The organism is Actinoplanes sp. NPDC051475 (assembly GCF_040689425.1).
GTDB lineage: Bacteria > Actinomycetota > Actinomycetes > Mycobacteriales > Micromonosporaceae > Actinoplanes.
In genome coordinates, this window is sequence record NZ_JBFAZZ010000033.1 from 12,678 (window position 1) to 27,076 (window position 14,399).

The window sequence follows — 14,399 nt, forward strand, 5'->3', positions numbered from 1 at the left end:
GAGGTGGTGGCGGTGGTCAGGTACGGGGCTGGGCGGATCGCCAGATGGCGGCGAGTTCGCCGGGGTCGAGGCTTGCTCCGCCGACCAGGGCGCCGTCGATGTCGGGCTGGCGGAGGATGGCGGCGCTGCTGGAGGCCTTGACCGACCCGCCGTACAGCAGGCGGATCTGCTCCGCGGCGGCGGGTCCGTACCGGTCGGCGAGGTGGCCGCGGATGGCGCCGCAGACCTCTTGGGCGTCGTCGGGGGTGGCGACGTGCCCGGTGCCGATCGCCCACACCGGTTCGTAGGCGATGACCAGGGCGGTGAGGTCGTCGACCGGCGGGCCGGTCAGGGCCCGTTCGGCCTGGTCGAGGGTGTGGCGAAGGTGCTGGCCCGCGGTCCGTACGGTCAGCGGTTCGCCGACGCAGAGGATCGGGGTGAGGCGGTGGCGCAGCGCTGCGGCCACCTTGTCGTGCACGACCTCGTCGGTCTCGCCGTGGTGCTCCCGTCGTTCGGAGTGTCCGGCGAGCACGTAGCGGCATCCGAACCCGGTGAGCATCGGTCCGGAGATGTCGCCGGTGAAGGCGCCGCTGTCGTGTGCGCTGATGTCCTGCGCGCCGTATTCCACGGGTGTTCCGGCCAGCGCTTCGGGCAGCAGGGGCAGGGCGGTGAAGGGCGCCAGGACCACCAGCTGCGGCTGGTTGTCGGCTTGGGCGGCGATCTCGTCGGCCAGGCGTCGCCGGTGGTCCAGTCCTTGCCGGCCGCCCAGGTTCATCTTCCAGTTGCCGGCGATGAGCGGCCGGCGAGCAGGGTTGGCCATGGCCGTCACCAGCAGGTGAAGCCGCCGTCGACCAGCAGGTCGACACCGGTGCAGAAGCTGGCGGCGTCGCTGAGCAGGAACACTGCGGGTCCGACCATTTCCTCGACGGTGGCCATCCGACCCATCGGGGTTTCGGATTCGAACTGGCGGACCTGCTCGGCGACCTCAGGGCGGGTGTTCATCGGCGTGGCCGTGTAGCCGGGGCTGATCACGTTCACCCGGATACCGCGGTCGCACCACTCCATCGCGAGACTGCGGCTGAGGTGGATGACGGCGGCCTTGGACGCGTTGTAATGGGCCTGTAGAAGCCCGTGGTTGACGATCGAGCCAGACATCGAGGCGATGTTGACGATCGAGCCGCCGCCGTTGGCGAGCATGGCTTGCGCTTCGGCCTGGCAGGACAGGAAGACGCCAGTCACATTGATGTCGATCACGCGCCGCCACTGGTCCAGCGGCATGCTTTCCGCGGGGGCGGCGTTGGCGATGCCGGCGCTGTTGACGGCCAGGGTGAGCGCGCCGAGTCTGCTCTGTGTCTGCTCGACCGCTGCGGTGAGGCTGCTCGCGTCGGTGACGTCACCGGCGACCGGGATTGCTTTGACGCCGACGGCTTGGATCTGGGCGCAGACTTCGTCGAGCCCGGGTCCGGGCAGGTCGAAGCAGGCGACGTTGGCGCCGGATTCGGCGATGCCGACGGCGATCCCACGGCCGATACCGCTGGCGGCGCCGGTGACGAGAGCGGTGTGTTCATCGAGGCGGAAGTTGGGGACAGTCATTGCTTCGCCTTTCGGATTGAGCTGGCTGGTCAGCCGACAGCGAGGTGCATCACGGTGACGTCGCTGGCCTCGCCGCGATCGAGGATTCCCTTTTGTTCACCGCGGGCCAGGACCAGGACGCGGTGGGACAGCCCGAGTACTTCCTCAAGTTCGGAGCTGACCATGATGACGGCCATGCCCTGTTTGGCCAGGTCGACGATGACGTCATAGATCGCGGCGCGGGCGCCCACATCGATCCCGCGGGTGGGCTCGTCGAGGATGACGACCTTCGGCCTACGCTCCAGCCACTTGGCGATGACCACCTTCTGCTGGTTGCCGCCGGACAGGGTTCCGGCCGGCTGCTCCGGGCGTCCCTTTACCTGCATGATGCGGCATGCTTCGAGGGCTACGTCGCGGACGCGGCGGGTGCTGATGAAGCCGCCGGGTCCGGCGATCCGGTCGAGGTTGGCGATGGCGACGTTATCGGCGATGGGCAGGTCCAGGACGACACCTTGGGCTTTGCGGTCCTCGGGGACGAGCACGACGCCGGCCCTGATGGCGTCGCGGATGACACCCGGCCGCAGTTGCTTGCCGCTGACGTGTACGGTGCCGCCCGCCACGGGATCGGCTCCGGCGATGGCGCGGACCAATTCGGTGCGGCCGGCGCCGACGATGCCGGCGACGCCGAGGATCTCACCTTCGTGCACGGTGAAGGAGACGTCGGTGAACGCGCCCTCCGCGGAGGTCAGACCCTTGACCGAGATGACCTCGCGGTCGGTAGGCGGATCGAGGTGGGGGAAAACGTTCTCGATGCTGCGGCCGACCATGTCCTCGACGAGCTGGTTCACGGGTACCTGGGCGGTCTCGTGGGAGGCGACGTACTGACCGTCGCGCAGGACCACGATCCGGTCGCAGATGCGGGCGATCTCCTCCAGACGGTGACTGACGTAGATGAAGGAGACGCCTTCCTTGCGCAGTGCGTCGACCTGTGCGAACAGGTGATCGGTCTCGTCCTCGCCCAACGCTGCGGTGGGCTCGTCGAGGATGAGCAGCCGGGCGTTCAGGGTGAGGGCCTTGGCGATCTCGACCTGCTGCTGTGCGGCGACCCGCAGGCTGCTGACGAGGCGTTTGGGTGAGACGTCGAGGCCGAGCCGGCGGATCTGCTCCTGCGCCCGCCGGTCCATCTCCTTGCGGTCGATGCGGCCACCGCTCATCAGCTGCCGGCCGACGAAGACATTCTCGGAGATCGACAGGTCAGGCAGAAGTCGCATCTCCTGGTGGATCAAGCCGATTCCGGCGTCGAGGGCGTCTGCTGGGGCCGACGGTGCGTACGGCTGGCCGTTCCACCACATCTCGCCGGTGTCGGACTGGATGTCCCCGGCGATGATTTTGGAGATCGTCGATTTCCCAGCCCCGTTTTCGCCGAGGAGGGCGACGCACTCACCGGGCCGGACGTCCAGATCGACGCTGTGCAGTGCTTGGGTGGCACCGAACCGCTTGGAGACACCGCGGACGGTCAGCCCTTTGTGTTCGGTGTTCGTGGATGTCATGACAAGGTTCCTCTAAAGGCGGGGGGCTGGGAAGTCGAGGCGGTGGATCAGGGGTGCTTGGCGATGAATTCCGCGGCCTTGGCGGTGTCCTTGTCGGTCAGCAAGGTCGCAGTCTGCAACTGCTGAGCCGGCACGTCCTTGCCGTTGACGAGGTCGATGGCGGAGTCGACGGCCAGGCGGCCCATCAGCTGGGTCTGCTGCACCATCGTGGCGTTGACCTTGCCGTCGTGAACGGCCTGCAGGCCGGCCTTGTCACCGTCGAAGCCGAGGACCAGCGGCTTCGGGTGCATGTTGGCGTTCGCCGCGGCTTGGGCGGCGCCGAGGGCCATGGCGTCGGCCTGCCCCCAGAAGACGGTGATGTCGGGGTGGGCCTGGATCATGTCCTGGGCGTTGGCGAAGCCCTTCTCCTGTGACCAGTCGTCGGTCGGTCGCTCGGCGACGATCTTCAGGTTCGGTGCGGCTTGCAGTGCCTGCCGGAAGCCCTTCTCCCGGTCCACCTGGGGGGTGGTGCCGATCTGGCCTTGGATGATGCCGACGTTGCCCTTGCCGTTTGTCTGCTTGATCACCCATTCGCCGAGTTGCTTGGCGGCGGCCACGCTGTCGGTCGCGATGAATGTCTTGCCCGGCGCGTCGGGCGCGTTGCGGTCGACGTTGATCACCGGTATTTTGGCGCGTTCCGCCGCCTTCACCGGGACTCCGGCCGCGGTGGCGCCGGCGGGGATGTAGATGATGGCGCTGACCTGGCGGCTGATGAAGTCTTGGATCTGGCTGACCTGGCGGGCGGAGTCGCCGCCGGCGTCGGAGACCACGACGTCGACGCCCTTGGCGGCGGCCTCGGCGCTGACGGACTGCTTGATCTGGTTGAAGAAGTCGGCCTGCAGGTTCGCCACGGCCAAGCCGATGGTGATCTTCTTACCGCCGCTGCCGCCGGTGTCGGAGCTGCTGCCGCGGTTGCAGGCGGTCAGCGAAATGGTGGTCAGGGCGGCAACGGACAGGGCGAGTGCTTTACGGGAATTCATTGGTCCCTCCGGGACGGGTAAGGGGTGAGTGCAAAGAGGGGGATGTTCACGCGGAGCGGCGACGCAGGACGTCGACCATGACGGCGAGGGCGATGACGACGCCGATGACGACCTGTTGGATGAACGGCGAGACGGAAAGCAAGTTCAGCCCGTTGCGCAGCACGCCGATGATCAGAACGCCGACGATCGTGCCGGGAATCTTGCCGACGCCGCCGCTGAGGCTTGCGCCGCCGATGACGACGGCGGCGATGACGTCGAGCTCAAGGCCGACGGCTGAGCTGGGCTGGGAGGAGTCGAGCCGGGCGGCGAGGGCCACGCCGGCGAGGCCGGCCAGCAGACCGGTGATGACGTAGACGCTGGTCGTGGCCTTCTTGACTTTGATGCCGGCCAGCCGGGCGACCTCCTGGCTACCGCCGATGGCATAGAGCGCGCGGCCACCGGGCCGGTAGCGCAGGAACGCCCAACCGGCGGCAAGAAGGAGGATCAGTACGAGCGTCGTGACGGTCAGGAAGCCCAAATAGCGTTGCGTGGACAGTGCGGTGAACCAGTCGGGATAGCCGACGATCTGCTGGCCGTCGGTGATCACGTTGGCCAACCCTCGCGCGATGGACAACATGGCGAGGGTGGCGATGAACGGTGGCAGCTTCGTCAGGGTGATGCCGAGTCCGCTGGCCAGTCCGCACAGCCCGCCGACGACGACGGCGGCGATGATGCTGAGCCACAGCGGCCAGCCTCCGTTGTGGGAGGTCCAGCCCAGGATCATCGTGCCCAGCGCAAGGACGGAGCCGACCGACAGGTCAATGCCGCCGGTGACGATGACCAGCGTCATGCCGACAGCCAGGATGCCCAGGATCGTCACCTGGTCCAAGATGTTGAGCAGGTTGTTGACCGTCAGGAAGAACGGCGTAGCGATGAACAGGGCGATGCACAGAACGACAAGACCGATGAACGGTCCGCCCGTTCCGCTGCCGATCCGGCGAAGGCGATCTTTGACCTGATGGGAGTCTCTCGGCTGCGCTTCGGGCGCGGCCGCGGTGGTCGTACTCATGGCTTCTCCTGAGTGAGGGGATGTGCTGCGCTTCTCCTGGATGAGGCGGTGTGCTGCCGGAGACGGAAATGAGCTGTTCAGTTCATGAACATGCCGCCGTCGACGTTGATGGCCTGGCCCGTGATGTAGCCGGCTTCGTCGGAGGCGAGGAACAGCAGCAGGTTCGCCACGTCGTCGTTAGTGCCGGCGCGGCCGAGGGGGATGTCGGCGACCCACTTGGCCATCAGTTCGCCCGGCGCGTAGTCGCCCAGCAGCCGGCCCCATTCGCGGTCGTTGTAGGCCCACATGTCAGAGCCGACGATGCCGGGGCAGTAGGCGTTGACGGTGATGCCGTCCTTGGCGAGTTCTTTGGCCAGGCTCTGCGTCAGGCCGATCACGCCGAACTTGCTGGCCGCGTAGTGGGGTGTGTAGATGAAGCCCTGACGAGCCTGCCCGGAGGCCGCGTTGAGGATGCGGCCGTTGCGACTGGTTCTGCGGATCAGCGGTGCCGCCGCCTTGGCGCACAGGAACGCGCCGGTGGTGTTGACTGCCAGGACGCTGTTCCAGGCGTCCAAGGTCAGGTCGTCCAGCGGCGAGATCGTGATCGTGCCGGCGTTATTGATCAGGACGTCGAGGCGTCGGAATCCGGTCTGGACGGCCTCGATGAACGCTGTGACGTCGGACTCCTGGGTGACATCGCACACCACCCCGAGCGCCTGGACGCCGGACTTCGCCGCGACCTCGGCGGCAGCTTCACGCACGCTGTCGTCGCGGTCGACCAGGACCACGGCGGCGCCCTCGCCTGCGAACCGTTCGGCGATGCCCAGGCCGATCCCGCGGCCAGCGCCCGTCACGGCGACCACCTTGTTGGTCATCCGCTGGGTCGAGGTCATGCTGTGCCTCCTGCTCCTAAGGGAAGGCCGCGCGCGGCGGCGACGGCGGCGTGCCAACCGTCGAGGCGCTGTCGGCGTTGGGGGTCAGCGGAGTTGGGCCTGTACTCGGCCCCCGTCCGGCTGAGGCGATCGAGGTCGGCGATGGACCACAGGCCGGCGCCGAGCCCGGCGACGTGGGCAGCGCCGAGCGCGGACAGCTCGGCCGCCGGTGATGTACGGACGTGTCGCCCGGAGGTGTCCGCCTGCAGTTGCATCAACGTGGCGTTGGCCGAGGGACCGCCGTCGGCGAGGATCATCTGGACCGACCCGCCGGCGTGTTCGACGGCCGCGACGACGTCCTCGATCTGGAAGGCGATGGACTCGAGGGCCGCGCGCGCCAGCTGCTCGCGGCCCGTGCTGTCAGTCAGTCCGACGATCATCCCCCGGGCTCGGTCGTCCCACCACGGCGCGCCGAGGCCGGTGAAGGCTGGGACGATGAAGACGCCCTGGCTGTCGGATGCGGCGGCACCCGCCAGTTCGCCGGGTGTCGAGTTCAGCAGGCGGGCCAGCCAGACGAGCGTTGCGCCGCTCGAGCGGATATTGCCCTCCAGCGCATAGGTCGGCTCGCCGAGCTGCCAGGCGATGGTGCGCGCAACGCCGGCAGCCTGCTTCACCTCGGTGGTTGCCACGCCCATGACCGACGAGCCGGTCCCGTACGTGACCTTGACCCGCCCGCCGGTCCAGCCGGCATGCGCGAACAGGGCGGCGTGAGAGTCGCCGAGGACACCGGTGACCGGTACCTCCTGCAGGCTCGGGTGCAGGTCACGACAGGTCGTGAACGGCCCGATGGACGACGTCACCTGCGGCAGCGCCGGTAGCGGGACGTTGAACACGTCGAGCAGCCACGGGTCCCAGCGGCAGGTGGAGATGTCGAGCAGTTGCGTGCGGGCGGCGTTGCCGGTCTCGATGAGGTGCCGACCGCCCAGCTGCCACAGCAGCCATGAATCGATGGTGCCGAGGCACAGCTCGCCTCGGGAGCTGCGCGAGCGGTCCGGGTCGTGACGGTCCAACAGGGCGGCCGCCTTCGACGCCGAGAACATCGCATCGAGGGGAAGGCCGGTGGTCTCGCGGATCCGGTCGGCGTGGTCGTCGGCGCGCAGCATGGCGCAGAGACTGGCTCCGCGCGTGTCCTGCCAGCCGAGCAACGGGCCGAGGGGCTGCCCGGTGTTGCGGTCCCACAGAAGCGTGGACTCGCGTTGAGTACTGAGGCCGACCGCGAGGACCCGGCGTGGGTGAGCCTCGCTCAACACCTCAGCGACGGACCGCTGGACGGACCGCCAGATCTCCATCGGATCCTGCTCGGCCCAGCCCGGCTGCGGGTAGCTCTGGTGAATCGGCACAGTCGCCCGGTGGCTGATCTCGCCGCGATCGGTCACGACGACTGCCTTGGTGGCGCTCGTGCCTTGGTCGATGGCGAGGACGACGTCACCGCCCTCAACGCGCTCGTCGGATGCCATCTGCATCTCCATTCAATGCCGAATAGATACCCGGGAGCCTCCGCTCGCGTGAATGGACTGTCAATTGCTGAATATCTATGCAACACTGCGATCATGACAGCCGAAGCCTCGCTGCCGGTCCCGCGAGACCGGGGAGTCGATCAACTGCGTCTACTCGCCAAGATCGCCCGCATGTACCACGAGCAGGGCGTTCGTCAGCCCCAGATCGCGGCTGACCTGAATATTTCTCAGTCGCGGGTCTCTCGGCTGCTGCGCCAGGCCGCCGATATCGGCATCGTTCGAACTGTCGTCACCCTGCCGGATGGCGTCTATACGGACATCGAACAGGAACTGGAGAGAAGGTACGGACTGCTCGACTCGGTCGTCGTGGACACCGGCTCAACCGCTGGCGACGTCATGCAGGTGCTTGGCGCGGCGGCCGCGAGCTACCTCGGGGAGACCCTGGCCAACGGGGACGCCATCGGCATCTCATCCTGGAGCGCGACGCTGCTGGCCACGGTAGAAGCGATGCGACCCAAGAACGGATTAGCAGTCGACGTCGTCACCCAGCTTGTCGGAGGCATCGGCGACGCACATGTCCAGATGAACGCGACCCGGCTCCTCGACCGGTTCGCCACGCTCACCGGCGCCCGTCCCCTGTTCCTCCCCACACCGGGCCTGGTCAAGAATCCTTCCGTACGGCGCGCCTTGCTCGAGGACCCGACCGTCATCGGCGTGTGTGCCGTGTGGAAGCGATTGTCGGTCGCCATCGTCGGAATTGGCAGCGTTCAACCGTCGCCCTTGCTGCAGCAGAGCGGAAATGCCATCGGACCCGAGCAGCAGCAGGAACTGATGGAGCTGGGCGCAGTCGGCGACGTGTGCTACCGGTTCTTTGACCAGCGCGGCAAGCTGATCAACTCGCCGTTCAACGACCGGGTTCTGGGGATAGACCCGAAGGACCTGCGGGAGGTCCCTCGCCGGATCGGCGTGGCCGGAGGACAGTCCAAATTTGCCGCCATCGCCGCTGCCATCGAGGGAGGATGGATCAACACCCTCGTCACCGATCTCGATACGGCGGACCACCTGCTGAAGAGCCGACCCTGAGGGCATCCGCGCCGATCTGGCAGACCCCTTGGCCACCGCCGTGGACCGGCGCCTGCAGGTCAATCAGGTTGTTGAGCCCGTGCGCCCGCGGGCAGCGCAGGTGCCAAGGCGCCTGCGGCCCCGGGCTGGCGGACCGGTCCCGACCGTGAACTGGCAGGATGCTGAACTGGGCGCCATCGAGAGCCGCGAGGATCTTGCTCGCTACATGGTAGGCCTGGCGGCGAAGCTTCGCGAGGGCGAGATCTCGACTGAGAACCCGTCCACAGACGCCTTCGTGGACGCGGCGGGCCGCTGGACGAAGTCCATGGACGGTTTCTTCGCGAATGTCTTGCAGGAGCCGGTTCCTGAGACCCCAGATTGGGCGACGGTAGCCGCGATAGGCCGGACTTGTTGAGCCGCCCTTCGTCATATGCCGTTCGGCCAGTTCATTAACGTCGGGCCTTGGCCGCGACCCGGGCCGCCGCGCCGCGCCAAGAACGGCAACGCTTCCCAGCAGCAACGAACCACGCCGAGTTGGGATTGGGCACCCTGATATCCGCTCAGGCGGGCCTGACCCCGAGCCCTCGGCGTAGCGACGCTCGCGCGAGGATCAGTCGCCGCTACTCGCCGGCCTCCACCAAATATGGCCGGTGGGCCTTGATCCAAGCGTCCACTTGACCGCGGTGCCGGGTCCGGAATTTCGTGGCCGGGGTGCTGGCGCCGTTGCCGGACCAGATCTGCTTGACGATCGCGGAACATGCCGGTGACGACGGGCCGGGCGGTATGCAAGACATGATCGGCCGGACCACCTGGGACGAAGCCCTGGCCCGAACCGAGTGCGGGACTTCGTCTCGGCTTGCCCCGCGTTGGGGACGAAGTAGAAACCGGTCTTCGCCGGCGGCCCGGGCATCGCGACGGAGTGCACGGAACTCACGGACAGAACCAAACTCGGCAACGCGCCGGTGCGACATCATCCGACCAGGCGACTCCTCACGAAGTGAGGGCACCTCTCCATGACCATTTGCGCTGCGTACGAGCCATGTGAGCGGGGTGCTGACGGCGCTGTCATCCCTAGAGTGCAGCAGTGATCAACTCTTCGTTTCAGCGCGTTGTCGGACTCGCCATTACGGCGGCCTGGGTCGTCGGTTCGTCGAGCGGTTGCGCTGGTCTTTTCTCGTCGTTCGGAGGCTGCACCGACCATGACAAGCGAATCATAGCCGAGCTGACGAGTCTTCCGATCGTGACGGCACATCCGGACGGAGCAGTACCGATAGGCAGCTCATGGGCCTGCGATACAGACAATGGCGTGGCCAACGTGAGCCAGCGGTACCAGTCCGAACTGGACCGCAAGAGCGTCCTGTCGTTTTACCGTGCCGCCGCGAAAGCCGACGGCTGGCAACTCGACGGAAAGGATCCGTCTTCCGTTCCGTCTGCTGGTTCGACTCTCTCCGGCGTTGTCGAATGCTTCCGCAAGGAGATCGACAGCGCCACCGTGTACCTGAAAGTTTGGTTTCTGAGCGACTTCACCTTGTCCGACGATCCCAAGGTCCAGGAGTCCGACGATGATTACGGCTTGGACGCGAGCGGTTCGCATGACGGCACGGCCGGGTGTTGAACCTGTGACAACGGTGGCAGCACCTCTGGCGGCTGTCCATGAGAAAAGCCGCTGACCAGGACTTTCGTCCTCGCCAACGGCTTGAAAACTCTGGTCGGGCTGAGAGGATTTGAACCTGCGACCCCTTTGACCCCCAGGTCGTGGGGGTCAACGTTTGCGCACGTCATGCCCGATGCTCGGCGTTCGGCATCTCTGCTTTAGTGCACCTCCAGGCATGAGCGCGCATAGCGTTTGGTCCCCGCATGGTCCCCAACAAACACGACTCGCGCCAACCCGTGCGAGGCCGGGCTCAGGACCACTGCGCGTCGGCGGTCTCCACCGCCAGGTAGCGGAATGTAGACCCGCAGCGGACCTGCGGCCCCGCAGGTCGTCGCAGCTCAGTGCCGGCCCGGCTTGTTGCCGCGTGCTCGACCGCCCATCGCAGCCCTAACCGTCTCCCGGAAGTCTGATACTCGCTGCGTGTAAGGATGCTGAGCACCGAGCACGTTCCGCAGACCTTTCCACGCCTGCTCCGCTTGACGACGGGCATGTAGAACTCGGCCAAGGCTGAAATAGATGATCGCGAGGTGAAACCCATCCATCAGCGTGTCCGGGTGCTCCTCACCCAGCACCCGCCGCTGCTGCTCCCACACCTGCTGGCTGAGCGTCAACGCCTCCTGATACCGCCTCAACTCACTCAAGGCCCCCGCGACGTTGCTCGCCGACGTCAGCGTGTCCGGGTGCTCCTCACCCAGCACCCGCCGCTGCTGCTCCCACACCTGCTGGCTGAGCGTCAACGCCTCCTGATGCCGCCCCGACTTACTCAACGACCCCGCGACGTTGCTCGCCGACGTCAGCGTGTCCGGGTGCTCCTCACCCAGCACCCGCCGCCGCTGCTCCCACACCTGCTGGCTGAGCGTCAACGCCTCCTGATGCCGCCTCAACTCACTCAACGACCCCGCGACGTTGCTCGCCGACAGCAGCGTGTCCGGGTGCTCCTCACCCAGCACCCGCCGCCGCTGCTCCCACACCTGCTGGCTGAGCGTCAACGCCTCCTGATGCCGCCCCAACCTGCCCAACGACCCCGCGACGTCGCCCGCCGACAGCAGCGTGTCCGGGTGCTCCTCACCCGACACCCGCCGCCGCTGCTCCCACACCTGCTGGCTGAGCGTCAACGCCTCCTGATACCGCCCCAACCTGCCCAACGACCCCGCGACGTTGCTCGCCGACAGCAGCGTGTCCGGGTGCTCCTCACCCAACACCCGCCGACGCCGATCCCACACATCGCGTTCGACTTCCTCCGCACGCTGGTGGTTACCCAGAGCACTGTGGACGACAGCGAGGTCGGCCGCGCTCCGCAGCGTGTCGGGATCGTCATGCCCCAACGTGTTGATCTGCCGCGTCAACGTGTCGTCGACCAGTGGCCGCAACTGGCCGTATTCGCCGAGGTCGCGCAGCGCCCACACCAACTCGGTCGCCACGCGGAGGGTGTCCCGGTGGTCAGCGCCCAGCCGTTGCTTCCACTCGCCATAAAGGTCCCAGGCGAGTTGCCGGGCCGGGCCGGAATCACCGCGGCTGATCAGGTAGACCACCGCATCACGTGCACCTTCGCGAAGGCCCGGGTCATCGGTGGAGGCCGGCTTCGCGGCGAGCAGGTGCGGCATGAGCCGTGCCCAGGCCGGCCAGTGCGCCGGATCCCTGGGATCGCCTGGTCGCATGCCGCCGAGCGTCGCCTCCAGATGAGCGGCAAGCTCCTCGGATATCGGCTGCTCCAGCTGGCTGCGGACCACGGCCTGGGTCAACCGGTGAACCGTCACCGTCCCCGATCCGAGCTTGGCGAGCCCGTACGCGCCGAGCCGGCCGATGGCCTGCTGCCGCGCCAACGGCTTGCCGATCACCTCGCGAGCAGCGTTCAGCGCCTGCGGATAACGCTCGCGCGGTGCGGCAACCTCGACAATCAGCTCCACCGCAACCGGCTCCGGCGCCAGAAACGCACACAACCGAAGAATGGCGACCGAGGCCGGATCCACCTCCGACAAGGCGGACACGCTCAACGTGATGGCGGCCGCCAATGACTGCGCATAGTCGACCGGCTGTCCCAACGCCAGCACAGCTTCGGTTTCCTCAATCAGCAGCTGCCGATACTCGGCAACCGACGTCCCCGTCTGGGTGAGATACCCGACCGCCTGCGCCAACGCCAACGGCAGATCCCCCAACGCTTCCGCCAGCCGGTCCGCCTCGTCACCATCCAGACCGGACCGGTGCCGGGTCAAGAACCGCACCGCCTCGTCCCGGGGCAAGACATCCAGCTCCACCGCATCGGCGATCTGATGCCAGTTCCCCTGCCGCGAGGTGATCAGCACATGCCCGCCGCCTCGAGGCAGCCAAGGGAGCACATCCTCGCTGTTCACCACGTTGTCGAACACCAGCAGCCAACGTGCCTGCCCCGACAAGTACGCCAGCACCTTGCTCTTCGCAACGGTCGAATCGGCCGCCGCATCGACGATCCCCAGCTCGACGCCCAGCGCCGCAAACTGCTCACCGATCAACCCGGTCTGCTCCGCGGACACCCACCACACCAGGTCGTACTCCCCGGCGAACCGATACGCGTACTCCAACACCAGCTGTGTCTTCCCCACCCCGCCCATCCCGTGCAAGGCCCGCACCGCGACCCGTCCGCCACCAGACAGCGCGTCGCGCAACTGACTCAGCAGCTTGTCGCGGCCGGTGAACGAAGGATTTCGGCGGGCCAGGTTGCATACCGCCGGCAGAGAGCCTGGCGGGCGAGGTCCGACGTCGATGCCCGCAGGGTCTGTCGGACTATCGGGGTATCGCGGCGCCACGGAAGCCGGGGACGTCACGAGCGGCTCGAGCACTTTGCGAACGGTGTCCAGCAGCAGCACAGCAGCCTCATCCGCCGCTAGGTCGAACACATCCGGCACGACGATGGGCGCCCAAATCCCCTCGGCGAGATCGACTCTGTCAACCCGCACTGGGATCAGCTTGGCTCCCACGTCCTTCCGCCGCTGTGCCAGCCGGGCGGTCCACTCGTCCGTGGTGAATCGCTTCGGGTCGAGATACTCCGACGACAACAGCAACAGCATCGGATTCGCCCGCTGGACCCCCTCGTGCATCCGCTCGACGAAGTTGTCACCCGCCTTCCAGTCGACGCAGTCCAACTCAGTGCCATAGCCGGCCCTCTCCAAGTGCCAACGAGCCCACCCCGCCCACGGCCGATCCCGGCCGGCATACGAAATGAAGATCCGGGACGCATCACTCACACCATCCACCCTGCACTGTCACACGGTCGGACGAATACCCCCGATCGGACGACCAGGGCCCAGACATGCCAGAGCGGTCCCTGGAGGGCGGTCGACGCCCAGCCCAAGGGACGCCCCGCCCGCCCGGGTGCTTGACCATCGGTCAAGGTGCGCTACCACTGGCGCTATTTGACTCTTGTGGTCCCCAGGAACGCGAAGAAGACTGATCCAAGATCTAGACCAGCCTTCTGACCTGCGAAAATACTCTGTCGGGCTGACAGGATTTGAACCTGCGACCCCTTGACCCCCAGGCCGTTGGAGTAGACGTTTCCGCACGTCACGCGCGATGCGAGTCCCTGGCTGACGTGATCCGGGGGGCGGTCAGTGCGTCAGCGCGCATGACGTGTGGTCCCCAGATGGTCCCCGAGCGGTACACCATCCTGCGTTGGAGCATGACGTTCGACCTTTTAACCCGTTCCCAGAACCGCGGCCGGCAGACGCCGAGCAGCTCGCCGGTGCGGTGCGCGAGGGGCTCGCGATACTCCTCAGCGCCGGGGCCGGTCAGCGTGCCGAAGTAGCCGAAGATCACCGCGCGCATGACCCACACACGGACGCGCCGGAGACCCCCGTGGTGCGAGGGCCTCCGGCGAGGCGGTTCCGTGCGGTGGATCAGGATCCGCGAAGGATCAGGTTGCCGTTGTCCGCGGCGCCGCTCTGCGAGCCGCTCATTTCGCTGGCGCGTTTTGGCGGCGCCGCATTCCCCGCGGCTTTATCCGGCTGGCGTTTCGTTCAAACCCAAACCACGCAGGATGTTATCGCGGTTCGCGTTTGCGCGCAGCGCGGTCAAGGATTTCAAGCGGCCCAGCAAAGTCGTGGAAGATGCGGGGCATTTCAAGTCTTGAATCGCCGACAAGGTTTTTTCAAAGCGTTGGATGCGGCTTTCAAGG

Annotated in this window: 12 protein-coding genes; 3 read left to right on the plus strand and 9 right to left on the minus strand. The window is 66.8% G+C overall.

From position 1 onward, the window contains the following. Window positions 1-16: 16 nt before the first annotated feature. From tpiA to AB0368_RS37495, 7 genes are all read right to left on the minus strand, one after another. The gene (gene tpiA, locus AB0368_RS37465) at window positions 17-799 is read right to left on the minus strand and encodes a triose-phosphate isomerase (RefSeq protein ID WP_366158805.1); all 783 of its coding nucleotides are present in this window, start codon (window positions 797-799) and stop codon (window positions 17-19) included. Window positions 800-804: 5 nt separating this feature from the next. Next, the gene (locus AB0368_RS37470; protein WP_366158806.1) at window positions 805-1,572 is read right to left on the minus strand and encodes an SDR family oxidoreductase; all 768 of its coding nucleotides are present in this window, start codon (window positions 1,570-1,572) and stop codon (window positions 805-807) included. 29 nt (window positions 1,573-1,601) lie between these two features. Further along, window positions 1,602-3,101 (minus strand): sugar ABC transporter ATP-binding protein, encoded by a 1,500-nt coding sequence (locus AB0368_RS37475; protein WP_366158807.1) that lies wholly within the window; start codon window positions 3,099-3,101, stop codon window positions 1,602-1,604. A 47-nt stretch (window positions 3,102-3,148) separates the two neighbouring features. Then, on the minus strand, window positions 3,149-4,120 hold the full coding sequence (locus AB0368_RS37480; protein WP_366158808.1) for a substrate-binding domain-containing protein: 972 nt from the start codon (window positions 4,118-4,120) through the stop codon (window positions 3,149-3,151). Window positions 4,121-4,166: 46 nt separating this feature from the next. After that, window positions 4,167-5,168, minus strand: coding sequence for an ABC transporter permease (locus AB0368_RS37485; RefSeq protein WP_366158809.1), 1,002 nt, complete (start codon window positions 5,166-5,168; stop codon window positions 4,167-4,169). 77 nt (window positions 5,169-5,245) lie between these two features. Next, window positions 5,246-6,040, minus strand: coding sequence for an SDR family oxidoreductase (locus AB0368_RS37490; RefSeq protein ID WP_366158810.1), 795 nt, complete (start codon window positions 6,038-6,040; stop codon window positions 5,246-5,248). Next, complete coding sequence (locus AB0368_RS37495; protein ID WP_366158811.1) at window positions 6,037-7,536, minus strand: FGGY family carbohydrate kinase; 1,500 nt, start codon at window positions 7,534-7,536, stop codon at window positions 6,037-6,039. The genes AB0368_RS37490 and AB0368_RS37495 overlap by 4 nt, the downstream gene beginning before the upstream one ends. 93 nt (window positions 7,537-7,629) lie before the next feature. On the opposite strand from AB0368_RS37495, the gene AB0368_RS37500 reads away from it, so the two are divergent. From AB0368_RS37500 to AB0368_RS37510, 3 genes are all read left to right on the plus strand, one after another. Next, window positions 7,630-8,619 carry a sugar-binding transcriptional regulator gene (locus AB0368_RS37500; RefSeq protein ID WP_366158812.1) on the plus strand — a complete coding sequence of 330 codons (990 nt, stop codon included), beginning with the start codon at window positions 7,630-7,632 and terminating at the stop codon, window positions 8,617-8,619. Window positions 8,620-8,647: 28 nt separating this feature from the next. Then, window positions 8,648-9,013 (plus strand): hypothetical protein, encoded by a 366-nt coding sequence (locus tag AB0368_RS37505; RefSeq protein WP_366158813.1) that lies wholly within the window; start codon window positions 8,648-8,650, stop codon window positions 9,011-9,013. A 669-nt stretch (window positions 9,014-9,682) separates the two neighbouring features. Continuing rightward, window positions 9,683-10,213 carry a hypothetical protein gene (locus AB0368_RS37510; RefSeq protein ID WP_366158814.1) on the plus strand — a complete coding sequence of 177 codons (531 nt, stop codon included), beginning with the start codon at window positions 9,683-9,685 and terminating at the stop codon, window positions 10,211-10,213. 377 nt (window positions 10,214-10,590) lie between these two features. Here the strand turns inward: AB0368_RS37510 and fxsT are convergent, their stop codons facing one another. Then, window positions 10,591-13,473 (minus strand): FxSxx-COOH system tetratricopeptide repeat protein, encoded by a 2,883-nt coding sequence (gene fxsT / locus AB0368_RS37515; RefSeq protein WP_366158815.1) that lies wholly within the window; start codon window positions 13,471-13,473, stop codon window positions 10,591-10,593. 316 nt (window positions 13,474-13,789) lie between these two features. Beyond that, on the minus strand, window positions 13,790-14,050 hold the full coding sequence (locus tag AB0368_RS37520) for a hypothetical protein (protein ID WP_366158816.1): 261 nt from the start codon (window positions 14,048-14,050) through the stop codon (window positions 13,790-13,792). Window positions 14,051-14,399: the final 349 nt, after the last annotated feature.